A 24,198-nucleotide genomic window follows, 5' to 3' on the forward strand; every position below is an offset into this window, starting at 1 on the left:
TATGCCTTACGAACCTGGACACATCGTCCCGCCGCCGGGGTAGACGTCTTTTTGTGCGTGCACTTCCACGCCAAAGGCTATTGGCGGCTGGATTGGATGCGGCGGCACGTCATGGACGGCGAGCCTCTGCCCGAGGTTCCCGACCCCGGTCGCGGCACGCCGATCTTGCCCGGCATGGAGGATTTTTTGGAGGGGTAGGTTTACGGCAAGGCTGTGCGTGCGGGACGGTTGGGCAGGAGGCGGCTTGCCTGCCGCACCGTGAGCGTGTACGCTCTGCGCGTGCGTGCGGTCAGGGCATCGGCGTACGCCGCAGGGTTGGCTGGCGTCGTGCAGACGATCCAGAGTCCGACGCCGGCGAGATTGAGCAGATAGATCAAGATGTAGGAGAAGAGCCGCCCGCAGGCCGCGATATCGGGCTGGTGGATCAGCAGGCTGTTGAGGGTGAAAGTGAGGTGAAAACTCCACGACAGGCCGATCAGAAAAAGCCAGAGCAGATGGTACGGCGCGGGCTCCATGAACAGGCCGAGCAACAGCCGGATGGCGACGAGGATCAGGGTGTAGAACGGGAAGAAGTAGGGGGCCAGCGTGATGAGCGTGTTGGTCTTGGTCAGATGAACGCTGCCACCCGTTGGCTGGATGTCCAGCCTGCTGACACGGGCCCCGAATATCAGTCCCCAGACGGCGTGGGTCAACTCATGAGCGACTATGTAGGCGCGCATCGGATGTGGCAGGAACAGATAGAACACCACCCACAGCACCCCGCCGCCGGCCAGAGCCAGCGCGGAGGGCGCGAACGGGGAAACCGCCGTCGAGGAGATGAACACCATGTCGGCCGTGGCCCGAGTGACCGCCACGCAGAGCGGCAGGAGCAGCAGGGCGATCACGAAGCGTACGATTTTATTCATGGCTCTCCGCAGCGGTAACGCAACGGCGCCCGTAGTATGCCGGATGACGGCGAATCCGTAAAGCCCAATCCTCGGCGTGGAGAAATGCGGTGGAGAATTGCTGGGTTTCGCGTGATCCGGCGTTGCCGAACACACCCCGTTCGGTTACACTAACACCTTTTCGGATCGGAAAGCGTTCGCGCGTGAGGCGCGTCATCAAGGAATCGGATCTATGGCACAACAGACGAATCATTCGGCGGCATCGGCCGCTTTTGCGGCGATGCTGGACACCCAGACGGTGGTCTACCGCAAGGGGTTTAATCCGGGCGAGCGGGTGAGCGCGCGCGTTCTGGCGCTGAACGACGTCTACGCGATTTTGGACGTGCAGGCCAAGAACGAGGGGCTGCTCCCGATTGCGGAGGTGTTGAACGAGGCGGGCGAGCCGACCGTTAAACCCGGCGATAGCCTGACGGTCATCTTCACCGCGATGCAGGGCGGCGCGTTCATGTTTGCCCTGCGGGTCTCGGGTTCGCTTCTCATGGATCAGACCGTCGGCCGCGCCTTCGAAAGCGGCATGCCGATCGAGGGGCTCGTTAAAAGCGAGATCAGCGGCGGTTACGAAGTGGCGGTTGGTGCGACTCGCGCCTTTTGTCCCTATTCACAGATCGATTTGCACAAGACCGAAGGGGCTGTGTATGTCGGCCAAAAATTCGGCTTTCTGGTGAGCGAGTACGGCGAGGAGGGCCACAATGTGGTGCTGAGCCGTCGCGCCTTGCTGGAGAAGGAGCGGGAAGCGCAACGCGAGTCCCTCCTGGCTGATCTGCGCGAAGGGGATGTGCGCAAAGGGGTGGTTTCGCGCCTGACCGATTTCGGTATTTTTGTCGACTTGGGCGGCATCGATGGGCTGATCCCGCTGCGGGAACTCTCGTGGGTGCGGGATACGAAGCCCGAAGACGTCGCCAAGGCGGGCGACACGGTCGAGGTCCAGGTGCGCGAGGTTGATCTGGAACGCAACCGCGTCTCGCTCAGTCTGCGCGCGACCCAACGCGATCCGTGGCAGGACGCCATCGAGCGGTATCCGATTGGCAGCACGCTGACGGGCAGGGTCTCGCACATCGAGCCGTTCGGCGCGTTTATCGCGATCATCCCCGGCGTCGATGGCCTGGTGCCGATCAGCAAGCTGGGCAACGGCCGACGCATCCTCTCGGCCCGCGAGGCGGTGAGCGAGGGACAGGAGCTGCTGGTGCAGGTCGAGGCGATCGATCCTGAGCGCAGGCGGATCGCGTTGAAGCCCGTTGACGTGCGGGTGCAGGCGCTCAAGCCGGGCGAGCTGGCGCCGGGGAGCGAGGTCGAGGGCATCGTGGAGGGCATCAAGGAATTCGGCGTATTCGTCCGCCTCTCCGAGGAGAAGGCTGGCCTGCTTCATATCAGCGAGACCGACATCCCCAAGGGCGGCGCGCCAGCGGCCCGGCTGGAGCGGATGTTCGCTCCCGGTTCGGCGATCAAGCTGATCGTGAGATCGATCGAGGGAGGCCGCATCTCGCTGACCACGCCCGCCAAGTGGCAAGCGCGGACGTCGGGTGAGGGACAGGAGGCGGAGGTGTCCGCCTTTCTGGCCTCGTCCAAAGCGCCGGCGAAGGGCCTCGGAAACCTCGGCGACGTCTTCGGGTCTTTGAAGCTGTAGCCTATTCTCCTTGACCCGTCCAATACGTTTTTACTATTCTCACACCTTTCACACGCCGTTTTCAGGTCGGATGCAACGGAACTGACCGATCCATGGCGACGCTTTTCCAACAAGGAGAATCTGCATGAGCGAACTCAAGGACATGAAGCATCTGCTGCACACATGCGCGTACCATCCGATTGAAATCGAGCGGTACATGGATCCGAAGAATCCGGCGATCCTCAAGTTTGACGCGGAATTGGGTTATATCCACCAGAACCATTGCATGAAAGACGGCATGGAGGGGACCGTCACCCTGGGAACGTACGACCGCCGCTATTATAACCGCACCATGATCAACTACGCGGATCAGCCGTGCCGGATCAACACCTACGGCGACAGCTACACCCAGGGGGCTCAGGTGAGCAACGGCGAAACGTGGCAGGAGTTTCTCGCCGCCAACTTCCGCGAGCCGATCCGAAACTTCGGCGTTGGCGGCTACGGCGTCTATCAGGCCTACCAGCGGGCGATGCGTATGGAGGCGATCAAGGAAGTCGCCGCCGAAAATATCATTCTCAATGTGTGGGATGATGACTACCTGCGCAACATCGACGCCGCCCGCTGGGTGCGTGTGGCGTGGATGTGCCGGGCACTCCCGCGCGGTAAGAAGGACGGCTATCCGGTTCATGGATTCCCTTGGAATCACCTGCGCCTGGATACCGATACGGGCACGTGGGTCGAACGTCCCGGCATGTTCAAGAAGACCGCAGATCTCCGCAAGCTCGTGGGAGCGGATAACTTTTACAACGCCTTCAAGGATGATCAGGGCGCGCAATTATACTGCCTGCGCGAAGGGGGCGAAGCGCCTGTCGAGCAGTCGGAAAAGCTGGCCGAAGCGCTGGGTGTCAAGGTCAACCTGCGTAACGCGAAGACCCGGCAGGCGGATGCCCAGAAGCTGCACCTCGCTTACGGCATCCGCTCCACCATGTACACCGTGGACAAGTTCCGCACGTGGTGCAAGGCCAACAAGCGCAAGTTCATGATCATGCTGAGCTATGATGTGCCGACGCTGGAGAAATACTTTAAGACCGGAAAGCGGTTCGATCAGGAGTTTGTGGACTTCCTGAACCGGGAGAAGTACCTGTACATCGACACCCTGCCGAAGTTTGCCGCAGAACGGAAGGTGTTCAAGGGAACCAATGAAGAATTCTTCAACCGATTCTTCGTGGCCCGTGCCGGCGCCCAGGTGTTCGGGCACCACACGCCGCCCGGAAACTTCTGGTTCGCCTACGCCATCCGCCCGGAATTGCTCAACTGGCTCGATCCCAAACCGCCCGCGTACCGGGGATAAACATCATCGCGACCTGCATCCGCGCGGCGATTGCAGGTCTATTGTTGAGTTCCGCCCGTCTTCATGAGTCGGAAGCCGACCTCAGCCTGGCGATCATCACTATTAGGTAGCATCGACCATGCGCACGGGGAAGGGGGCTGAGTTTGCGCCAACGTACAGCGTACGATGCGGAAAGGGGAACTCGATCCCCTCGCGATCAAACCGTGATTTGATTTCTTTCATGATCGAATTGCGCAGCGTCATGGTGTCCGTTTTCTCAAACCACACGCCGAGCAGAAACTCGAGCGCCGAGTCTCCGAAGCCCTTGAAGAGAATCAACGGCGCCGGCTCGTCAAGCGCATAGGGGTTCTGATCGGCAATCTCCGTCAGCACGCGGACAACGTGATCCACGTCTTCCTTGTAAGCAACGCCGATATCGATATCCATCCGCCGGATCGGAAACCGCGTGATGTTGATGAATGTGCTTTTGATCAAGGATTCGTTTGGAATACGGACAAAACGGTTGTCAAACGTCCGCAGCTTGACCGACAGCAGATCAATCTCATGGACCAGCCCCGTCGTCTCCCCGACTTGGAGCACGTCATCGACATGGAACGGCTTTTCGAGAATCAAGAACAGCCCGCTGATCAGATTCGACAGGCTTGTCTGAGCGGCAAAGCCGATCGCCACGCCGGCGATGCCCGCCGCGCCGAGAATGGCGGTCAAATTGAACCCCATCTCGCCGAGCAGGACCACGGCCAGAACCGTCCCAAGCCCGTAGCGAATCAATTTGCGCAGGAGCATCACCCCTTGCGGCGAGAATTTCTTCGCTCCCACTCGGCGCGCAATCTTTTCGGCCAACCCGATCAGGGGCACGCCGATGATCACCAGAACCACCAGCCGGGCCAGCGCAATGTGGTGCGCGTAGAACCAATCGATAAGTCCTTGCATGGTGTCCTCTTTAAAAACCGGAAATGGATTTGAAGGTGCCGAAAGCGCGCATCATCCGGCTCTGCTTGTGGGGTTTGCGCGGCTCCGCCACCAACCGTCTCGCGCGGTCATACGGGGGCGGGGTCGTTTCGAACGTGATGTTTGCCGGATGATCGTCGCCGCGGTACACGAGCGTTCCACGATTCGTCCAGAGATGATGCGTGCCCGCATAGATGCCGAGCGATTGCGTCCGCAGACAGAGTCGCTCGAACGTCAGGCTGTGACTGTCGGCGTTTTGAATGGTGACCGGACACACGGCCAGATGCGCATCGTGGCGCAACTCGTCCAGATGTCGACGGGCGTGGGTCTTGACCGCATAGCACAACTCGCCCTCGATCGGTGGTCCGAACCATGAGTTGGATAGCAGGACTGACGGTTCCTCGCACACCTCGCGCGGTTCGCCCCCGTCCCGGACACAGAGGACGGCCACGCGTATCGGAATGCTGACAAAGAAAGCGACTTCCTCGCCGGGCAGGACCGTCACCGGCATCGCAGGACGCACGATGACAGGGCGGGGGGGGAGCCGCGGTTCCAGCGCAATCTGTATCGGCCTGCTCCCGCATACCCAGCGCCGCCACGCCGCCACATCCGCCTCCGCCGGTTGAGCCGGAGCCGCTTCCGCGCGGGCGTCCGTTTCATCGATCAACCCCGCAGCGAGATGCAATTCGTCGCCGCGATGCGCCAGCCATAACTGCAGCGGGCCGATACGCGGCGCATGTATCTTCCCCGGTTCCAGGGTTTGGGGCACCCACATTTCAGACAAGGCGTCGTTCATACCGATTGAGGATCAATCCACGGTGATGCCGAGGAGCGAGAGGAGACGGTCGAGATCGTCGTTGTCGTAGAAGTCGATCTCGATGCAGCCCTTGGACCGTTTCCCGTTGGCGTAGGTCTGGCTGGCAGTGAGACGCACATGGGTGCCGAAGTGGCGGTTCATGCGGTCTGCGAGATCCCGGAGGTGAGCCTCGGGCATGTCGGGTTTGGGGAGTCGCGCGAGGACATCAGAGTCCCGGGCGCTTTTGCGCCGAGCCACCAGGCGTTCCAGGCTGCGGACGGTCATGCCCTCGGTCAGGCACTTGTGCGAGAGCAGGGTCTGTTCGGCGGGATCGGTGACGCCGAGAAGGACTTTGGCGTGGCCGGTGGAAAGCAGGTTCGATGAAAGCAGTTGTTTGACCTCATCCGGCAGGTCGAGGAGGCGCATGGCGTTGGTGACGGCGGGGCGCGACTTGCCGACGCGATCAGCGACCTCCTGCTGGGTCAGGTTGAAGGTCTCGGCGAGGGTGCGGTAGCCCTCGGCTTCTTCAATGACGTTGAGATCTTCGCGCTGGATGTTCTCGATGACGGCCATTTCGGCGGCATCGCGGTCGGCGGCATCGAGGACGATCACCGGCACACGGCCGAGGCCGGCTTCAACAGCCGCGCGCAGGCGTCGTTCGCCGGCGATCAGCTCGAAACCTCCGCCATCCGACTTGCGGCAGATGAGCGGCTGGATCACGCCGTGAGCCTTGATCGATTCGGCGAGTTCGCGCAGCGCCTCCTGATCAAAGACGGAGCGGGGTTGCCAGGGACAGCGCGCGATTTCTCCCACGGGAAGGGACAGCACCGATTGCTGGCCCGGCGGCAAGGGGAGGGGATCGGCGGGGGATGTTGTCGCGCCACGCTCGAGCGCCAGAACGGCCGTCGCATGGGGCGCGTGCGCGGCGTCAACGGATGCAGGCACGGCGCTGATGAGGGCGCCCAGACCACGACCCAAGCCGTGGCGTCCTTTGACAGCGGGGGGTGCGGCCGGTTTCTTTTGCGGCGGCGCGGATTTCTTTTTACTCACGGGTAGTTTCCTGGACGGTTGAGACCGAGGGTTTCATCACAGTGACACATCAGGTTCATGTTCTGCAGCGCGGATCCGGCCTGTCCCTTTATCAGGTTGTCGATGTACGCGACAACCCGAAGCCGGTTCGTGCGGGAATCGACGCTGACGACCAGGTTGCAAAAGTTCGTGCCCCGCACGTGGAGCGTGCCGATTGCAGCGGTGCTGGGGAAGACGCGGACGAAGGGACTGCCGGAGAAAAACGCGCGGTAGCAATCGAGCGCCTGATTCTCGGTCAGCGGTGCGGTCAGGGTGCCGTAGAGAGTGGACATGATGCCGCGGCAGACGGGCGCCACATGCGCGGTGAAGGTGACGCGCATCTCGCGGCCCGCGACGAGCGAGAGTTCGCGCTCGACCTCGCAGACGTGTTGGTGACCAGCGAGCTTATAGGCGTTCAACTGCTCGTAGCGCGCCGGGTAGTGGAACGTGGGGGCGACCTTCTTGCCGGCGCCGGAGACCCCGGTGGTGCAGTCGCAAATGAGGCTTGCGGGATCAATCAGGCCGGCGCGGGCGGCGGGTGCGAGGCCCAGAATGCAGCTCGTCGCAAAACAGCCGGGGTTGCCCACGATCCGGGCGTTCCGAATCGCCTCGCGGTGAAGTTCGGCCAGACCGTAGGCGTTCCCGCCGAGCAGATCGGGTGCGGCATGGGCGGGGTTGCGGCCGATGCGGGTTGCATAATCGGCGTAGGCTTCAGGAGTCGTAAAGCGAAAGTCACCGCTGTAATCGATGATCTTGGATCCTTTGGCGAGATCGGCGTGGGCGCGGGTCATGCCGACACCGTCCGGCGTCGAGTAGAAAACGACATCCGCGGGCTCAGCGGCGGCGGGATCATCGGGGGCCAGGATGGGAAGTTCACAGAAGCCGGTCAGGTGGGGATACACCGCGCTCAGGGGCTGGCCGATGTCCTCACGCGCAACCAGAGTCACGAGACGCGCTTCCGGGTGTTGCAGCAGCAATTCGATGATGCCGACTCCGCCATAGCCTGTCGCGCCGATGATTTTGACTGTAATCATGCGTCAATCACCTTAAAAGGGGTTCATCTTCGTTCTAATGAGCGCAAAAAAGCTGCAAGTCCGCTCTTCCAATCCGTTTGATTCGTGATAATATGAAGCCTCGACACCGGTCTTGTCAAGTGTGAGTCGGAAAAGGCTGTACCATGCGCATCGAGTCATTTGACTATTTTATTGCTGGAAGCGGCATTGCAGGGTTGTCCGCCGCCTTGCGGATGGCGTCCAGCGGTCGCGTGTTCCTTGCGACCAAGAAGGAATCGGCCGAAAGCAACAGCAATTACGCCCAGGGCGGTATCGCCTGCGTGCTGGAGCCCGGTGACACCTTCGAACAGCATGTGGCCGACACGCTCGATGCGGGCGCGGGGTTGTGTGACGAGTCGGTGGTGCGGCGGATCGTTTCGGACGGCCCGGCGCGGATTGCCGATCTCGAGCGGCTCGGCGTGACGTTCAGCGCGAGCGCCGAGAGCGCCAGCGGCTATGATCTGGGGCGCGAGGGGGGGCATACGCGAAGGCGCGTGCTGCACGCAGGGGATATCACCGGGCGGCGTGTGGAAAGTGTGCTGCTGGAACGCGTGCTGGAGCATCCCAACATCGTGATCCGCGAGCGCACGATGGTGATCGACGCGATCACGACACGCTGGCTCGGGCTGTCCGGGCCCAATCGGTGCATCGGCGCCTATCTTCTGGACGAGGCGACCGGCGAGATCAGCGCGGTTCGGGCGCCGTGGACGATTCTGGCGACTGGCGGGTGCGGCAAGGTGTATCTCTACACGAGCAACCCCGACATTGCCACGGGCGACGGAGTGGCGATCGCCTGGCGAGCGGGCGCCGACATCGCCAACATGGAATTTATCCAGTTTCATCCAACCTGTCTCTACCATCCCCAAGCCAAAAACTTTCTCATCAGCGAGGCGGTGCGGGGCGAAGGCGCGGAATTGGTGGATCGTGACGGTCGACCGTTCATGCTCAACTATGATCCGAGAGGAGCCTTGGCACCGCGCGACATTGTAGCCCGCGCGATTGACGCCGAAATGAAGCGAACCGCTGCGCCCTACTGTTGTCTCGACATGCGCAGCAAGCCGCGCTCCTTTATCGAAGAGCGGTTTCCCACGCTGTATGCGACGGCGAAGCGGTTCGGCATCGACATGGCCGCTGATCTGATGCCGGTCGTTCCGGCGGCTCACTATTGCTGTGGGGGCATCAAGGCAACGGTTGCTGGCGAGACCACGCTTCCGGGATTGCTTGCGGTGGGCGAATGCGCCTGCACCGGTTTGCATGGCGCCAACCGGCTAGCCAGCAATTCATTGCTGGAGGCGCTGGTCTGCGCGCAGGCCGTGGCAGAGCGGGTCAGGCAGGAGCCGGTGAAACGGATCGATGTGGTGATTCCGGATTGGCAGTATGGGCGCGCTGTGGTCAGCGACGAGCAGGTGGTGGTGTCTCACAACTGGAACGAAGTCCGGACGTGCATGTGGGACTATGTCGGGATCGTCCGTTCCGGAAAGCGGCTCGAACGGGCCTTGCGGCGCATCGCCAACCTGCGCCGGGAGATCCGCCAGTATTATTTTGATTATTGGGTCACGCCTGACACACTCGAGTTGCGCAATATCGCCGATGTTGCGGCGCTGATCATCCGCAGCGCGGCCCATCGTAAGGAAAGCCGGGGCCTGCATTACACGCTGGACTATCCGGAACGGAGTGAGACGGTGAAGCCGACGGTGATCGCTGGTCGCCGCATCCATACGCCGTCGGCGGGGTCACATTATGCGCCGCTGCATGCGGATTGAGAAGGGGGTACGCGATGAAACTGTTTCAGCTTGTGGCCGTCACCGCGGGCTTGGCCTATGCCGCTTTTCTATTGCTGTTCTGCGTGTCCGATGCCTTCCATCCGGGGCTGCCCACGGAAATGGGCGGACTCGTTCTGAGTCTTGATCCACAGACCGTCGCGCTTCATCAGGTCTGGTTGCTGAGCGCGCGCTGGGCCGTCGCGCTCAAGTTGGCGGAGCCCGAGGTCACGATCAACGCGCTGAGCGGGGTGTTTGCGGGCGTGGGCCTGTGCGGGTTTCTCGTTGTGTTCCGGCGGCTGTTGGCGTGCGGAATGAGCCGGGTTGACGTCTCGACGCTTTTTTTCCTTCAGGGGGACGATGACTCCGACAAGCCGCTTCCTCCGGTTCAGAGCGCGCATGAGGCAATGGCGCTGATCTGTGGGGAGTTCACGCGGCGGGAGCGACTGGCACTCGCGCTGGGGACGCTGGGCGCGGGCCTGGTGTACGCCTTCAGCGCGCCGTTCTGGATTACGGCAACGCGTGCGGGTCCGGGCTCGTTTGACGCGCTGTTGCTGCTGGTCGCGGGCTGGTTGACCTCGTCGTTTTGTCTGCGGCCATCGCTGAGTGCGGCGTGTCTGGTCAGCGCGGTGGCGGGGATCGGAATCGCAGAAAGCCCAGTCTTTGTGGTGGTGGCGGGTGTGCTGATCTTTTTTTATGTGCGGGCCATTATTCATTTCGAGTTGCCCTTCCAACGTTATTTCGTCGCTGCGATTGTCTGTTCCGGTATCGGGTTCGCGGTGCAGCTTGGCCTCGCCTCGCTGTTGCTGAGCGAATCGGTTGACACGGCCATTTCGGTGCCGCAGGTGGTGCGCGCCATGACGGCCGGTCATTTGGCCGCAGTGCAGGACGTCGGCTTGTCGCCGCATTGGATGTGGACCATGCTGTGGGCCGGAATCCCCTTCGTGCTGGCTCTGGGTCTCTCGTTGAGTCAGCAGCGCGAGCACCGATTAGGGACGACCGCCCTGTTGACTTTGGGGACGGGCGCCTTGGGGGTCGTGCTTCTGAATTTTCCATACACGCCGGGTGCCGATTGGCGGGGCCGGGGGGATGTGTCGCTCATCGCGGCCTTGGCGATTGTGTTTGCGGCAGGTTATTTCATCAGCCGCTGGTTTCTCGTGGCGACGGTTTATCGTTCTGGTAGCGGCGAAGACACGGGCGACGATTCCTTTGTGGACGTTTCGGATCGGGAAGGGATGTTGGGGTGGGTGCTGCTGCGTGTCTTCGGCGCAGGCGGATTTATTCTGGCATTCGGATTGGCCGTGATTCAGCCCGGACTGAATTGGTCCGTGGTGAATCCCGTTCTTCTGAATGAAAATTGGGTGAAGGCCGGAAGCGTGGCGGAATCTGCGACAACGAATGCAGTCCGGCCTGAGGCCTACGTCATCGATCCAGCAGCGGATGCGGCAGCGGTTGCGGAGTCGGCGATGGTTCTGCTGGATCAGGGTCGTGCACGGGAGGTTGAACGGGTCATCTTGCCCCATCTGGCCAGAATGCGTCCGGCGTTGCATCGTGACCGAATGGATCTGCTTCGCGCGCGCATCTTGGTCGCCCGTGGCGGACGATCACTCGATTCGGCGCGCATTCTGTTGATGCGCCTCCTGCCGCGCGGGCTTCCGGAGCAGGATCGCATTGGGGACTGGATGTTGGATGCGGGGCTCGCCAAGCAGGATTGGAATTTACTGGAGCGCGATTGCCAGACGATCCTGAAGTGTAATCGCTATCATGTGCGCGCGAATGAAGTGTTGGGTCGGGCGCTGCTCAAACGGTCGTCTTTTCGCATGGCCGTCATTCACTTAGCCGAGACGCTGACGTTTGTCACGAACGGACCGATCCTGACGGCGATGGGGGAGGCCTATCTGCGTACCGATCAGCCGGATCAGGCCCGGTTGGCCCTCGAAGCGGCCCTGCGACAGTCAGACGTTTCCGGTGATGCGTATCTTCTGTTGGCGCAGGTGCTCATGAAACAGGAACATCCCGATGCGGTGGTCGAGCTGGCCAGCAATACACCCGAGCCGTTCCGTTCACCCGAACTGCTTCTGCTGTTGGCCACGGCCTTGCAGGCGCGGGGTGAGACACAAGCCAGCCTCTCGATTCTCGCGCTACTGAACGCGCGGCGCGATCAACTGACGGTCCGGAGCCTTCGAGAGCTCGATCAGTTGTTGCGTCAGACGGCAGAGAACGACCCGAAGCGTGAACCGTTATAATGGATCAAATGCGGTAGGCGCATTCGCCGATGGTTTGCCCGTTGCCGCGGAAGATCAACTCAAAATCGGTTTGCTCCTCGGGCAGGCGGGGAATGGGCGGTGCCTCTTGGTACCGCGTGTCGCGGGCGAACGCTTTGCGGATCGCCTCAAAATAATCGAGGTGATCGGTAGCGATCTGCACCGTGCCGCCGGGTTGAAGCCGATCATGGAGCATATCGAGGAATTCCGGTGAGAAAAGTCGTCGTTTGTGGTGGCGTCGTTTGGGCCACGGGTCGGGGAAGTGAATGTAGACCGTCCGAATGCGTTTGGGCGGCAGAAGAAACTGCAGAGCGTAGAACGCCTCCAGGCGGATGATTCGCACATTGGCTAGCCCGTTGCGCGTCAGCTTACTGTCAATCTTGCGGACGCGTCCCAGCAGTCGCTCGATGGCAATGTAGCACACGTCGGGATTGGCCGAGGCGCGGGCCAGCAGGAATCGTCCCTTGCCGGCGCCGACGTCGACCTCCAGCGGCGCGTCCGCCGAGAAGATCGCATCAACGGGCAACGGCTCGGTGATCGATGCCGGCGTCAGGATAAAGGTCGTCAGTTCTCGAATGGGCGGTGAAGGCGGGGGCGATGATGTCATAGCGAATCCGTACAGTCAAGCGGTGCAAAAACGGGCAGATCACTGCAACAACATGCAGTCGCCGTAGCTGAAAAATCGGTAGCCTGCGTGGATGGCGGCGGCATAAGCGTCCAGCGTCCGTTCCCGTCCGGCGAATGCTGAAACCATCATGAGCAAGGTTGATCGGGGGAGATGAAAATTGGTGAGCATAGCGTTGACGACGCGGAAGGTGTACGGGGGATGGATGAAAAGATCGCTGCGTCCGGAGCACGCCACAATCATACCGTCGTGGGCGGCAGCGACGGTCTCCAGTGTGCGGACCGAGGTCGAGCCGACCGCCACCAGCCGACCGCCGCGGGCTCGGCACGCCTGGACCGCGTCGGCCGTTTCAATCGGCACACAGTAGCGTTCGGCGTCCATGTGATGACCTTCCACCGTTTCGGAGGTGACCGGTCTGAACGTCCCAATCCCGACATGAAGCGTGACGGTTGCACAGGTGATGCCCAGACTCCGAATCTGATCGAGCAGCGCTTCGGTCAGGTGAAGGCCGGCTGTTGGCGCGGCCACGGCACCGACATTCCGCGCATACACCGTCTGATACCGCTCGCGGTCGATGTGCTGCCGGGCGTTATCGACAGCCGTCCGCTGTATGTAGGGCGGCAGTGGCGTCGTGCCGAAGCGGTTGAGCAGCGGCTCCAGAGGACCATTCAGATCGAACGTGATCACCGCCTGCCCGCCCTCGCCGCGGGCCACGATATCGGCCATCAGCGCCCCCTCACCGAAGCTCGCGCGCAATCCCGCTCGCACCCGTCTGCCGGACCCGACAAGCACACGCCACTGGGCGTCGGACGTGTCCTCCCGTTCGAGCAGCAGAAACTCCACGGCACCGCCGGTATCTTCCCAACGGCCCAGCAACCGGGCGGGAAACACCCGAGTATCGTTCAAGATTAGGAGGTCGCCCGCTTGAAGAAAACGGGGCAAGTCGGCAACCCGGTGATGCGCCAGCGCACCCGTCTGGCGATCCAGGATCATCATTCGCGAAGACCCGCGGACGGCGGGGGGCTCCTGCGCGATCAGTTCCGGCGGCAACACATAGTCGAAATCAGACGTTTGCATGGCGGTAATACGGAAAACAAAAGCAGGGGTCAACCCTTTGCGGCCAGGTACCGCTCGACTTCCAAGGCGGCCATGCAGCCGGTTCCAGCGGCCGTGACCGCCTGCCGATAGACAGGATCCTGGACATCGCCAGCCGCAAACACGCCGTCTGTAGACGTCCGCGTGTTCTGCGTCACAATATACCCCGCATCGTCACACCGGACGGCCGTCCTGAACGGCTGTGTGCTGGGCGTGTGGCCGATGGCGATGAAGAGACCCGAGACCTTTATTTCGCTCCGTTCGCCCATGTTGACGTTTTGAATTACGACAGCGGACACCTCGTTTTTCTTGGGATCGAGAACCTCCGCTACCGTGCTGTCCCAGACAACCCGGATGTTGGACGTTGCCAGCACCCGATCCACCATCACCTTGGACGCGCGGAATTCACGGCGCCGGTGAATCAGCGTGACGGTTCGCGTGATGCGTGACAGATACAGCGCATCCTCCATCGCGGTATCGCCTCCGCCCACCACCGCAACATCCTGGTTGCGGTAAAACGCGCCGTCGCACGTCGCGCATCCCGAGACGCCGCGGCCGATCAGCGCCTGCTCCGACGGCAGGCCCAGATAGCGGGCGATGGCGCCCGTGGCGATGATTACCGTCTTCGACAGCAACTCACCATTCGCCTCCAGCGAAAGCCGTTTTACGTCGCTGCCGAAATCACATCCGCTCACCTGATCCATCATCAAGCGGACGCCCATCCGCTCGGCCTGCTTGCGCATGGCCATGACCAGATCAAAACCGCTGATGGCGTTTTCAAATCCCGGATAGTTTTCGATATCGGTCGTCTGCGTCAGTTGCCCGCCGGGTTGCTGCCCCTCGATCACGACCGGATGCAGATTGGCGCGCGCGCAATAAATGGCCGCCGTCAAACCGGCTGGGCCGCTCCCGATAATTGCCACATTTTCCATACACACGTCTCCGTATCGGGTTAGGTGTAGAGGCGAATTTCATCCACCGTCGTATAGCCATCCAGCACGTTGCGTATGCCATCTTCGCGCAGCGTGCGCATGCCCATCGCCCGAGCCTTTTCACGGAGGAAGAGGGTGGGTTTCTTCTCATTGATCAGCTCGCGGATATCGTTCGAAATCCGCAGATATTCGTAGATGCCCTTGCGCCCCTTGTAGCCGGTGCTGTTGCACTTCTGACAGCCCCGCCCGTAATAAAACGGGCGCGATCCGATGTCTGATCGCGTCAAATTCAGGGTGCGCAGCGTGTCGTCGTCCGGCTCATAGGCCGTTTTGCAATTCAGGCAGATGGTGCGAAGCAGCCGCTGGCCCAGGACAGCCTCCAACGTCGAGGCGATGAGATAGGGCTCGACCTCCATGTCGATCAGGCGCGTGATGGCACCGGCGGCATCGTTGGTGTGCAGCGTGCTGAAGACCAAGTGCCCCGTCAACGCGGCCTCAATGGCGATCTTGGCGGTCTCCAAATCACGGATTTCACCGATCATCATCACATCGGGATCCTGGCGCAGAAACGCCCGCAAAGCCAGTGGAAACGTGTTGCCCGTCAGCGGGTTGATGGGCACCTGAACGATGCCGTCAATATCGTATTCGACGGGCTCCTCGGCGGTCAGCAGCTTCAGATCAATCGTGTTGATCCGTCTCAGACAGGAATACAGCGTGGTGGTCTTTCCGCAACCGGTCGGCCCGGTCACGATGATGATTCCATTGGGTTTCTCAACGTCGTTGAAGATATCGTTCAAGACATCTTCCGGCATGCCCAGGGTGTCGAGATTGAGTGAGACCACGCTTTGGTCCAGCACACGCAACACGACGCTTTCGCCAAAACGGGTCGGCAGGCAGGAGACGCGCAAGTCAATATGCCGACCAGCGACCGTGATGGCGATGCGTCCGTCCTGCGGCATTCGGCGTTCGGCGATGTTCAGGCCGGACATGACCTTGACGCGCGAAATGATCGCTGTCGCCAGGCGCCGGGGCGGCGGCGCCATCTCATAGAGGGCGCCGTCCACGCGGTAACGGATGCGGAACTCCTTTTCGAAAGGCTCAAAGTGGATGTCCGATGCCCGTGCCATGACCGCATTATACAGGACCAGATGAACGAACTGAATGATCGGCGCGGAACCGGCGGCCTCGGCAATCCCCTTGTCATCCACCTCTTCGCTCGCAGCCAGGGCGGGATCCTTGGAGATTTCGCCCTCCAGACTGGTCAGGAGATCGGCGACGGTTGCGCTGTCATCCCCGTAATACTCGGTGACGCGATCATGAATATCGCCCTCGCGGGCCATCACGAAGGAGACGTCCTTGGTCAGGACAAACATGATCTCATCCATCGCATGGGGATCGATGATCGTGGACGTGGCCAACGTCACGGCCCCGGTTCCCGTCCGTATGGGTATCACGTTGTACATCCGCGCCACGCTGGCAGGAATGCACTTGATGACCGCCTGGGGAATGGACAATTGCGTGAGATCGACGACCTCGCACCCCTGATAGGCGGCCATCATGCCCAGCAGGTCGTTTTCGGTGACAAACTCGCTGTCCAGCAAGAGCCGCCGCATGGGTTTGCCTGAGCGTTTTTTCTCGTCGAGCAATTCCTGCGCCTGCTGTTCATCAACGAGGCCATTGGTAATGGCCAGGTCGAGAACGGGATCAAAATCGAGATGTCCGCTCATGTCATCGCTCCCGTGTTTCCAAGTCCTTCTTCAACTTTGCGACCAGCGTGTCGGGGTCCTGCGATTTGGTCACCAAGTCGTCATAGTGGATTTTGCCGGCGAGATAGAGTTCGAGCAGATGGGCATCGAGCGTGTTCATGCCGTACTTCGTTCCGGTTTGAATGTCGGAGGCGATCTGGAACGTTTTGTTGTCGCGAATCCGTGAACGGATGGACGGCGTCGAGATCATCACCTCAAAAGCGGCGACGCGGCCCGGCTTGTCCGCGCGCGGGAGCAGCAGTTGGGAGATGACGGCGACGATGGAGACGGCCAGCTGTGTCCGCACCTCTTCCTGCTCGTTGGTCGGGAATGCGTCGACAATACGATCAACAGTGGCCGAAGCGCCCGTCGTGTGCAGCGTGGCAAAGACCAGATGCCCCGTCTCTGCCGCCGTGATCGCAGCCCGCATCGTTTCGAGGTCACGCATTTCACCGACCAGGATGACATCCGGGTCCTGGCGCAGCGCCCGGCGCAGCGCCTCGGCGAAATTGGGGACGTCCACCCCGATTTCGCGTTGTGTCACCAGCGATTTTTTGTGCCGATGAAAATACTCGATCGGGTCTTCCACGGTGATGATGTGGCAGTCGCGCGTATCGTTGATGATGTTCAGCATGCTTGCGAGCGTCGTGGTCTTGCCCGATCCGGTGGGGCCCGTGACCAGAATCAGGCCGCGGGGCTTGTACAGCAACTCGCGCACTTGCTCGGGAAAGCCGATCTGTTCGAGGGTCAGCAGCGTCGTCGGCAACAATCGCATCACGACGCCGATCGTCCCCTTGGTCAGAAAGATGCTTACGCGAAACCGCCCCTGGTCGCCAAAACTCAGACCGAAGTCGACGCCGCAATCCTCGTAAACGCTGCGCTGCTGGGCCTCCGTGGCAATGTGCGCCATGAAGTTCTTCGTATCGTCCGGCGTTAGCACCGGAAGATCGAGCGGCATCAGCGCCCCGTGTATGCGCAGAACGGGCGGCGCGCCGACACGCAGGTGAAGATCCGAACCGTTTTCGTCAATCGTCAACTGCATCAGCGCGTCGACGTCCAAGGTGAAGGTATTCATTAATCCGCATCCCCTAGTGTGGCCTTGAGGACCTCTTCGATGGTGGTCATTCCCGTTGCCACTTTCAACAGTCCGTCTTCCCGCAACGTCCGCATGCCCATTTCGCGGGCGCGTTGCCGGAGGGTGAGCGTGGACTGATGGTCGAAAATCATCCGCTGAATCACATCATCTACCACAAAGATCTCGAAGATGCCCTTGCGTCCTTTGTAGCCGCTCAGGGAACAGGCCGGGCACCCATGACCGTGCCGCAGCTCGGCATTGGCCAGCCCCTTGGCCAGCGGGCCCAGCATCTTGCGTTCTTTGTCGGTCATGGTATGGGATTCGCCGCACAGTTTGCACACACACCGGATCAACCGTTGCGCCATGGCCGCTTGGAGCGCCGATGCCACCATGTAAGGTTTGACGCCCAGATCGAGCAGGCGCGTCACGGCGCTGGGGGCGTCGTTGGTGTGCAGGGTGCTGAACACCAGATGGCCCGTCAATGCCGCCTCCATGGCGATGTCCGCCGTCTCCTTATCGCGAATTTCGCCGATCATCACGACGTTTGGCGCTTGGCGCAGAATGGATCGCAAGGCGGCTGAAAACGTTAACCCGATGTCCTCCAGAACCTGAACCTGATTGACCCCCGTCATCAAGTATTCGATCGGATTCTCGACGGTGATGATCTTGCGATTGGGCTGGTTGATTTGCCCGAGGCAGGCATAGAGCGTGGTTGTCTTTCCCGAACCGGTGGGGCCCGTCACAAGAAGCACCCCATGGGGGCGCTTGATCAAGCTCTCAAACTGCAGTTGATCGTCGAGCAAAAATCCCAGTTCCGGCAAACCCAGCACCAGGCTCTGCTTGTCCAGAATACGCATCACGATGCTTTCGCCATGATTGGTCGGTATGCAGGAGACGCGCAGATCGAGACTGCGGCCGCGGAAGGGAAGGTCGATGCGCCCGTCTTGCGGAATGCGCTTCTCTGAGATTTTCATCCCGGCCATGATCTTGATGCGCTGAATAATCGCCCCTTGCAGCTTTTTGGGCGGGCTCTTGATCTCGAGCAACGCGCCATCGACGCGAAACCGGACGCGGAAATGCTTCTCCATCGGTTCGAGGTGGATATCCGACGCCAGCCGGTTGCAGGCGTCCACGATGATCATGTTGACGAGCTTGATAACGGGCGCGTCGGCGTCACTGACGCTGCCATCCGAGCCTTCGAGGATATGCGCAATATCCATATCTTCAGACGACATCTTAACGAGCAGGGACTGCATGTCGTTCTCTTGGGGATACAGGACGTCCAAGGCGGCGCGAATGTCTGCGCGCGAGGCCACGACACTCTCGATCGGGCATTTGAGAAGATACCCGAGCGTGTCGATCGTGTCGTAATTCATCGGATCGCTGACGGCCAGCGTCAGTGTCTCGCCCGTCTTGTGCAGCGGCACGACGCTGTATTTTCGGGCTGTTTCGATCGGCATGATGTCTCGGATCGTCACGTTGAGCGTCGCGGGATCCAGATGGACCCGCTCCATGCCGAATTGCGAGGCGATCAGATTGAGGGTGGCCTCTTCGGTAATCAGTCCCATGTTCAGGAGGACGTCAACGGTCGTTTCGCCCTCTTGACGCAGGGAAACCGCCGCAGCATCCACCTGTTCCTGGGTCACGAGACGCTGTTCCTGCAGTAGTTGCAGCACATAATCATCGTTCGATGTCACGCTGATCCTCCCGCGAAGCTCCGCATGGGGAGCCGTTTGCGTCACCCGTTCTGTTGTGCCAGACGCTCCCCGAGCAACCGCCCGACCCTTTTGGGGTCAGCTTTGCCCTGGCTCGCTTTCATCACCTGTCCGATGAGAAACCCGGCGGCGGCCTGCTTGCCCGCCTTCCAGTCCGCCACAGACTTTGGGTGGGCCTGCATCACCGCGTCAATCCACCCGTCCAACGCGCCCGAATCGGAGACTTGGGCCAGACCGCGCGAGCGAACCTGTTCAGCCGGACTGCCGCCGGACAGAAAAACCTCTTCCAGCAACTCCTTTGCCGTGAGCGCGTTGATTGTTTGCGCCTCCACGAGCCCGATTAATTCACCCAGTGCGTCCGGAGTCAATGCGCATGCCGTGACGGGTGTTTCGTGCGCGGTCACGAGCCGCAACACATCGGTCATAATCCAGTTGGATGCGGTCTTGCCAGTTCCGCAACGCTGTGCGACGGCCTCGAAGAAGTCGGCCAACGCCCGGTCGGCCGCAAGAACCGCGGCGTCGTAGTCGGGAATGTCATATTGCCGGGCCAGTCGCTCGCGGCGCACTGCGGGCAGTTCCGGCAGCGACCGGCGCCAGGCATCGATCTGGTCGGGAGGCGTCACGATGGGCAGCAGGTCGGGCTCCGCAAAATAGCGGTAGTCATGGGCATCCTCCTTCGAACGCATGTGGATGGTCACGCCATTGTCCACGTCCCATCGCCGCGTCTCCTGGACAATCCGCCCGCCTGCGTCCAAAACAGCCGACTGCCGCTCAATCTCATATTGCAGGGCGTCATGCGTGCCGGAAATGGTGTTCATGTTCTTGAGCTCAACCTTGGTCCCCAACGTGTCCTGCCCCGGCGGACGCAGGCTCACATTCACGTCGCACCGCATGTTACCTTCCTCCAGGTTGCACGCGCTGACCCCGACGTACAGCAGAATTTGCCGCAGGGCGGTGAGGAATGCGGCCGCTTCATCCGCCGACGAAAGGTCGGGATGGGTTACGATCTCCATGAGCGGTGTGCCGGCGCGATTGAAATCGACGCCGCTCCAGCCGGCCTCGTGCATGCTTTTCGCGACATCTTCCTCCAAATGGATACGGATCAACCGGATCGGCTTCCGACCGCCGTCCGTCAAAGGGATGTCAATTGTTCCGTCCAGACACAAGGGCTTGTCATATTGGGTGATCTGGTAGTTCTTGGGCATGTCCGGGTAGAAATAACTCTTGCGGTCAAACGTGCTGGTCGTGTTGATCGAACACCCCAGCATCAGACCGCTGACCAGCGTCAGTCGGACAGCCTCCCGGTTCATGACCGGCATCGCTCCCGGATACCCGAGACACACCGGGCAGACGCAGGAGTTGGGGGGCGCGCCAAAAGAGGTCGCACAGCCGCAGAACAGCTTGGTCTGCGTCTTGAGCTGGATATGCACCTCCAGCCCGATGGAAACACGGTAGGTCTGTTTCATGGCCGCGCCTCCCGCGCCTGCTCATAGGCATGACCAATCCGCAGAAGCGTCCCTTCCTCAAAAGCGGGGGCGAGCACCTGCAGCCCCACGGGAAGGCCCGCGCGCGTCGTCCCGCAGGGCACCGCAATGCCGCAAATGCCGGCCAGATTGGCCGTGACCGTGAAGATGTCGATCAGGTAGGCCTTGAGGGGATCCTCCGCCGTCGCGCCGATGAGATAGGCGGGATCTGGCGAGACCGGCGTCAGCAGCGCATCGCACCGCTTGAAGGCCTCATCGAAATCACGCCGGATGAGCGTGCGTACACGCTGGGCGTGGGTGTAGTAGGCGTCATAATAGCCGCTGCTAAGCACGTACGTCCCGAGGATGATGCGCCGTTTGACCTCCCGACCGAACCCCTCGGCGCGGGTGTTGAGGTACATATCGAGGGGCGTGTCGGCGGGAACCGCGCTCCGGCGGCCGTAGCGCACCCCATCGAACCGAGCCAGATTGGTCGAGGCCTCGGCCGAGGCCAGAATGTAATAGGTCGCCACGGCGTATTCGGTGTGCGGCAGGCTCACCTCGACGATCTCCGCGCCGCACCGTCGGCACGCCTCCACCGCATCCTGAACCAGGCGGGCCACTTCGGGATCGAGGCCGGTCACGAAATATTCCTTGGGCAGCCCGAGACGCAGTCCCGTTAAATCGCCGCCAAGCGCGGCGGCGTAGTCCGGAACCGCACGATCCAGCGTGGTGGCGTCGCGCGGGTCGCGGCCGCCCATCACACCCAATAGCAGCGAGGCGTCCTCCACCGTCCGGGTCATGGGGCCGATCTGGTCGAGCGACGAGGCAAACGCCACCAGACCGTAGCGCGAGACCCGGCCATACGAGGGCTTCAGCCCCACGCAGCCGCAGTTGGAGGCGGGCTGCCGGATCGAACCGCCGGTGTCGGTCCCCAGCGCCGCAAGGGCCATGCCTCCGGCCACGGCCGCAGCCGATCCGCCGCTCGATCCACCCGGAACACGATCCGGGGCCGCCGGATTGCGCGTCAACTGGATCGCCGAATTCTCGGTGGTCGACCCCATGGCAAATTCGTCGAGATTGGTGCGCCCGGCGAACACGGCCCCCGCCTCCCGCAGCCGGGCGATCACCGTGGCGTCATACGGCGCCCGGTAGCCCGCCAGGATCTTGGAGGCGCAGGTGCAGGGCTGGCCCTCCACGTTGAGAATGTCTTTGATGGCCAGGGGGACGCCCAGCAGCAATCCGTCCGATCCGCCTGCCCGCGCGGCATCTGCGGCTGCGGCCTGCTTCAACGCATCAGCCTCGTCCACCCAGAGATAGGCGCCGATCACCCCGTCCCGGGCCATGATGGCATCCAATACGGCGCGCGTCAACTCGACCGACGAGAATTGCCGCTTTCGCAACCCGTCAATCGCCGCACGCACAGTCAGTGATCCGATATCCATCCGCTTGCAACTCCTGTCAGCAGCCATCAGCTTTCCACAATTCGCGGAACCTTGAATGTATTGCGCATCCGCGCCGGCGCATTGGCCAGCGCCCGTTCAGCATCCAGTCCCGGTGTCGGCACGTCATCGCGCAGGACGTTATAGACCGGATGTCCGTGCGACGTCGGCTCAATCCCGCTCACATCGAGGCGGCGCAGCTTCTCCATATACGCCAAAATGACCGGGATCTGGCGCTGAAACAACCGCGACTCTTCATCGGTCAACCGGATCGTCGCCAGTTGCGCGACATACGCAACATCAATTTCTTCCGCCGCCACAGCCACCCCCTCCGTTGTCGTTGAAACAGGGTATCAACTGAAAATTGTTTTTCATCATACCGTTTAACAGATTAACACTCAATCAAAAACAAATTCATTTTTCGGCTTGCGTAACTCGCTGATTTCGTGTCAAATACAATCTCAATGCCATCTCTGTGACTTGGGCGAATGGTCTGCAAGTGTGGCATCCCTGATTATCATTCGCCGGACTGACAGGATGTATTATGCGTTGGAGCCGCACCCTCATTCCCACACTGCGTGAAGATCCGCAGGACGCCGAAATCGACAGCCATCGGCTGATGCTGCGAGCCGGCCTGATTCGGAAGCTCTCCGGTGGCCTGTACATCTTCATGCCCCTCGGTCTGCGTGCCTTGAAAAAAGTCGAAGCGATCATTCGCGAGGAGATGGACCGCGCGGGCGCCCTGGAAATCCTGATGCCGGCACTCCAACCCGCCGAGCTGTGGGAAAAGACCGGGCGACTGACCACGATGGGGCCGGGCATGTTCAAGCTGAAGGATCGTCAGGATCGTCTCTTGGCGCTCGGCCCAACCCACGAGGAGGTCGTGACCGACCTGATCACCCGTGAAATCAATTCCTACCGCCAGCTTCCCTGCACGGTCTACCAGATCCAGACCAAGTTTCGCGATGAAATCCGCCCGCGCTTCGGCCTCATGCGCGCCAAGGAGTTCATCATGAAAGACGCCTATTCGTTCGACACCTCGCCGGAGGCGGCCGACGTCTCGTACCAGGCGATGTACGATGCTTATGCCCGCCTCTTCACCCGCTGCGGCCTGCGCGTCAAACCCGTGGAGGCCGACACCGGCGCGATCGGCGGCAAGTGGTCGCACGAGTTCATGGTGATGGCCGATTCGGGCGAGGATGCCGTCATCGAATGCACCGCCTGTTCGTACGCCGCGAATGTGGAAAAGGCCGAACGGGCCGTCACGGTCCCCGCGCCCTGCGCCGGTTGCCCCGCGCCTGAACCGGTCGCCACGCCCAACACCCGCACCATCGAGGCGGTTGCGGCGCTGCTGAAGGCGCCTGCGGCCCGCATCGTCAAGACCGTGATCTTCACCGCCGACGGCAAGCCGGTCGCCGCGCTCGTGCCGGGTGACCGCGAGGTCAATGAACATAAGCTGCTGCGCATTCTCGGCGCCAAAACGCTCGAACACGCCGACGATGCGACGGTCGTACGCGTGACGGGCGCGCCGGTCGGTTACGCGGGTCCCGTCGGCCTAGCCATCCCGGTCTATGCCGACCAGTCCCTCGAGAATGCCTGCGACACCCTCACCGGCGCCAATGCCGCCGACACCCATCTTCGCCACGTCTGCATCGGCCGCGATGCCCACATCACGGCATTTTGCGATCTGGTCAATGCCTGTGAGGACGATAGCTGCCCGCGCTGCGGCAGGCCGCTGCGTCTCACGCGCGGCATCGAGGTCGGTCACGTCTTCAAACTGGGAACGAAATATACCGAGGCGTTTGACACGCGCTACCTCAGCGAAGCGGGCAAGGCCGAGATCATGATTATGGGCTGCTACGGAATCGGCGTCACCCGCACCCTCCAGGCCATTATCGAACAGTGCCACGATGCGAACGGCATAGTCTGGCCCGCATCCGTCTCGCCCTACGCCGTCGCGCTGCTGTCGCTGGACCCGAAGGACGAGACAGTCCGCAAGGCCGTGTCGGATCTCGAACGACAGCTCGAAGCCAGCGGCATCGATGTGCTGGTGGATGATCGCGATGACCGGCCGGGTGTCAAATTCAAGGACGCCGATCTCGTGGGTTTCCCGTTCCGGGTCGTTGTTGGGGCCAAATCGCTCGCTAAGGGTTGCGTCGAACTCAAGCGCCGCTCGGGCGCAGACTCCGAGCTGATCCCGATTGAAACCGCCGCCGCCCGGATCGGGCAGGCGGTCGCCGAGGCCCGTGTCGCCCTCAATCCGGTACCTGCAAACTGATTACCCCTCACTCCACACGAAAGAGAACCTATGAATAACCAG

General features: G+C 61.5%; 19 protein-coding genes. 5 read left to right on the forward strand and 14 right to left on the reverse strand.

From position 1 onward, the window contains the following. Nucleotides 1-200: 200 nt before the first annotated feature. Entirely contained in the window at nt 201-905 is a 705-nt protein-coding gene (locus FJ222_02795; protein ID MBM4163355.1) for a hypothetical protein, read from the reverse strand. A 211-nt stretch (nt 906-1,116) separates the two neighbouring features. On the opposite strand from FJ222_02795, the gene FJ222_02800 reads away from it, so the two are divergent. Both FJ222_02800 and FJ222_02805 read left to right on the forward strand, forming a co-directional pair. After that, nucleotides 1,117-2,568 (forward strand): S1 RNA-binding domain-containing protein, encoded by a 1,452-nt coding sequence (locus tag FJ222_02800; GenBank protein ID MBM4163356.1) that lies wholly within the window; start codon nt 1,117-1,119, stop codon nt 2,566-2,568. 124 nt (nt 2,569-2,692) lie between these two features. Further along, nucleotides 2,693-3,898 (forward strand): hypothetical protein, encoded by a 1,206-nt coding sequence (locus FJ222_02805; GenBank protein ID MBM4163357.1) that lies wholly within the window; start codon nt 2,693-2,695, stop codon nt 3,896-3,898. 102 nt (nt 3,899-4,000) lie between these two features. Here the strand turns inward: FJ222_02805 and FJ222_02810 are convergent, their stop codons facing one another. The 4 genes from FJ222_02810 to FJ222_02825 are packed head-to-tail and all read right to left on the reverse strand — an operon-like array spanning nt 4,001 to nt 7,744. Then, entirely contained in the window at nt 4,001-4,828 is an 828-nt protein-coding gene (locus tag FJ222_02810; protein ID MBM4163358.1) for a mechanosensitive ion channel family protein, read from the reverse strand. A 10-nt stretch (nt 4,829-4,838) separates the two neighbouring features. Further along, nucleotides 4,839-5,642 (reverse strand): DUF432 domain-containing protein, encoded by an 804-nt coding sequence (locus tag FJ222_02815; protein ID MBM4163359.1) that lies wholly within the window; start codon nt 5,640-5,642, stop codon nt 4,839-4,841. Between the two features lie 12 nt (nt 5,643-5,654). Then, entirely contained in the window at nt 5,655-6,692 is a 1,038-nt protein-coding gene (locus tag FJ222_02820) for a ParB/RepB/Spo0J family partition protein (protein MBM4163360.1), read from the reverse strand. Further along, the gene (locus FJ222_02825; protein ID MBM4163361.1) at nt 6,689-7,744 is read right to left on the reverse strand and encodes an N-acetyl-gamma-glutamyl-phosphate reductase; all 1,056 of its coding nucleotides are present in this window, start codon (nt 7,742-7,744) and stop codon (nt 6,689-6,691) included. The genes FJ222_02820 and FJ222_02825 overlap by 4 nt, the downstream gene beginning before the upstream one ends. A gap of 143 nt (nt 7,745-7,887) precedes the next feature. On the opposite strand from FJ222_02825, the gene nadB reads away from it, so the two are divergent. Both nadB and FJ222_02835 read left to right on the forward strand, forming a co-directional pair. After that, nucleotides 7,888-9,525 carry an L-aspartate oxidase gene (gene nadB, locus FJ222_02830; protein MBM4163362.1) on the forward strand — a complete coding sequence of 546 codons (1,638 nt, stop codon included), beginning with the start codon at nt 7,888-7,890 and terminating at the stop codon, nt 9,523-9,525. 14 nt (nt 9,526-9,539) lie between these two features. Beyond that, the gene (locus FJ222_02835) at nt 9,540-11,768 is read left to right on the forward strand and encodes a hypothetical protein (protein MBM4163363.1); all 2,229 of its coding nucleotides are present in this window, start codon (nt 9,540-9,542) and stop codon (nt 11,766-11,768) included. A 4-nt stretch (nt 11,769-11,772) separates the two neighbouring features. Here FJ222_02835 and trmB read toward each other — a convergent pair whose 3' ends face one another. Genes trmB through gatC form a run of 9 tightly spaced genes read right to left on the reverse strand, consistent with a single transcriptional unit; the run spans nt 11,773 to nt 22,198 of the window. Further along, complete coding sequence (trmB, locus tag FJ222_02840; GenBank protein ID MBM4163364.1) at nt 11,773-12,393, reverse strand: tRNA (guanosine(46)-N7)-methyltransferase TrmB; 621 nt, start codon at nt 12,391-12,393, stop codon at nt 11,773-11,775. 39 nt (nt 12,394-12,432) lie between these two features. After that, complete coding sequence (gene queA / locus FJ222_02845) at nt 12,433-13,488, reverse strand: tRNA preQ1(34) S-adenosylmethionine ribosyltransferase-isomerase QueA (protein ID MBM4163365.1); 1,056 nt, start codon at nt 13,486-13,488, stop codon at nt 12,433-12,435. Nucleotides 13,489-13,517: 29 nt separating this feature from the next. Beyond that, a complete protein-coding gene (gene trxB / locus FJ222_02850) occupies nt 13,518-14,438 on the reverse strand; it encodes a thioredoxin-disulfide reductase (protein MBM4163366.1) in 921 nt (306 codons plus the stop codon). A 20-nt stretch (nt 14,439-14,458) separates the two neighbouring features. Further along, nucleotides 14,459-16,165 carry a pilus assembly protein PilB gene (locus FJ222_02855; GenBank protein MBM4163367.1) on the reverse strand — a complete coding sequence of 569 codons (1,707 nt, stop codon included), beginning with the start codon at nt 16,163-16,165 and terminating at the stop codon, nt 14,459-14,461. A gap of 1 nt (nt 16,166) precedes the next feature. Then, entirely contained in the window at nt 16,167-17,258 is a 1,092-nt protein-coding gene (locus FJ222_02860; GenBank protein ID MBM4163368.1) for a type IV pilus twitching motility protein PilT, read from the reverse strand. After that, nucleotides 17,258-18,955, reverse strand: coding sequence for a type II/IV secretion system protein (locus FJ222_02865; GenBank protein ID MBM4163369.1), 1,698 nt, complete (start codon nt 18,953-18,955; stop codon nt 17,258-17,260). The genes FJ222_02860 and FJ222_02865 overlap by 1 nt, the downstream gene beginning before the upstream one ends. Before the next feature lie 41 nt (nt 18,956-18,996). After that, nucleotides 18,997-20,439, reverse strand: a complete 1,443-nt coding sequence (gene gatB, locus FJ222_02870; protein ID MBM4163370.1) for an Asp-tRNA(Asn)/Glu-tRNA(Gln) amidotransferase subunit GatB — start codon at nt 20,437-20,439, stop codon at nt 18,997-18,999. Continuing rightward, nucleotides 20,436-21,881: an Asp-tRNA(Asn)/Glu-tRNA(Gln) amidotransferase subunit GatA gene (gatA, locus tag FJ222_02875; protein MBM4163371.1), complete on the reverse strand. Its 1,446-nt coding sequence runs from the start codon at nt 21,879-21,881 to the stop codon at nt 20,436-20,438. Before gatA ends, gatB begins: the two co-directional genes overlap by 4 nt. Nucleotides 21,882-21,907: 26 nt before the next feature. After that, nucleotides 21,908-22,198: an Asp-tRNA(Asn)/Glu-tRNA(Gln) amidotransferase subunit GatC gene (gene gatC, locus FJ222_02880; protein MBM4163372.1), complete on the reverse strand. Its 291-nt coding sequence runs from the start codon at nt 22,196-22,198 to the stop codon at nt 21,908-21,910. A 224-nt stretch (nt 22,199-22,422) separates the two neighbouring features. Between gatC and FJ222_02885 the strand changes: the two genes are divergently transcribed. Then, a complete protein-coding gene (locus FJ222_02885) occupies nt 22,423-24,156 on the forward strand; it encodes a proline--tRNA ligase (GenBank protein MBM4163373.1) in 1,734 nt (577 codons plus the stop codon). Nucleotides 24,157-24,198 lie beyond the last annotated feature (42 nt).

It is taken from the genome of Lentisphaerota bacterium (assembly GCA_016873675.1).
Lineage (GTDB): Bacteria > Verrucomicrobiota > Kiritimatiellia > RFP12 > JAAYNR01 > VGWG01.

What these genes read in the sequence shown, in the direction of transcription:
- FJ222_02795 (MBM4163355.1), bottom strand. Translation starts at nt 905, where the DNA reads ATGAATAAAATCGTACGCTTCGTGATCGCCCTGCTGCTCCTGCCGCTC.
- FJ222_02800 (MBM4163356.1), top strand. Translation starts at nt 1,117, where the DNA reads ATGGCACAACAGACGAATCATTCGGCGGCATCGGCCGCTTTTGCGGCG.
- FJ222_02805 (MBM4163357.1), top strand. Translation starts at nt 2,693, where the DNA reads ATGAGCGAACTCAAGGACATGAAGCATCTGCTGCACACATGCGCGTAC.
- FJ222_02810 (MBM4163358.1), bottom strand. Translation starts at nt 4,828, where the DNA reads ATGCAAGGACTTATCGATTGGTTCTACGCGCACCACATTGCGCTGGCC.
- FJ222_02815 (MBM4163359.1), bottom strand. Translation starts at nt 5,642, where the DNA reads ATGAACGACGCCTTGTCTGAAATGTGGGTGCCCCAAACCCTGGAACCG.
- FJ222_02825 (MBM4163361.1), bottom strand. Translation starts at nt 7,744, where the DNA reads ATGATTACAGTCAAAATCATCGGCGCGACAGGCTATGGCGGAGTCGGC.
- nadB (MBM4163362.1), top strand. Translation starts at nt 7,888, where the DNA reads ATGCGCATCGAGTCATTTGACTATTTTATTGCTGGAAGCGGCATTGCA.
- FJ222_02835 (MBM4163363.1), top strand. Translation starts at nt 9,540, where the DNA reads ATGAAACTGTTTCAGCTTGTGGCCGTCACCGCGGGCTTGGCCTATGCC.
- trmB (MBM4163364.1), bottom strand. Translation starts at nt 12,393, where the DNA reads ATGACATCATCGCCCCCGCCTTCACCGCCCATTCGAGAACTGACGACC.
- queA (MBM4163365.1), bottom strand. Translation starts at nt 13,488, where the DNA reads ATGCAAACGTCTGATTTCGACTATGTGTTGCCGCCGGAACTGATCGCG.
- trxB (MBM4163366.1), bottom strand. Translation starts at nt 14,438, where the DNA reads ATGGAAAATGTGGCAATTATCGGGAGCGGCCCAGCCGGTTTGACGGCG.
- FJ222_02855 (MBM4163367.1), bottom strand. Translation starts at nt 16,165, where the DNA reads ATGAGCGGACATCTCGATTTTGATCCCGTTCTCGACCTGGCCATTACC.
- FJ222_02860 (MBM4163368.1), bottom strand. Translation starts at nt 17,258, where the DNA reads ATGAATACCTTCACCTTGGACGTCGACGCGCTGATGCAGTTGACGATT.
- gatB (MBM4163370.1), bottom strand. Translation starts at nt 20,439, where the DNA reads ATGAAACAGACCTACCGTGTTTCCATCGGGCTGGAGGTGCATATCCAG.
- gatA (MBM4163371.1), bottom strand. Translation starts at nt 21,881, where the DNA reads ATGGATATCGGATCACTGACTGTGCGTGCGGCGATTGACGGGTTGCGA.
- FJ222_02885 (MBM4163373.1), top strand. Translation starts at nt 22,423, where the DNA reads ATGCGTTGGAGCCGCACCCTCATTCCCACACTGCGTGAAGATCCGCAG.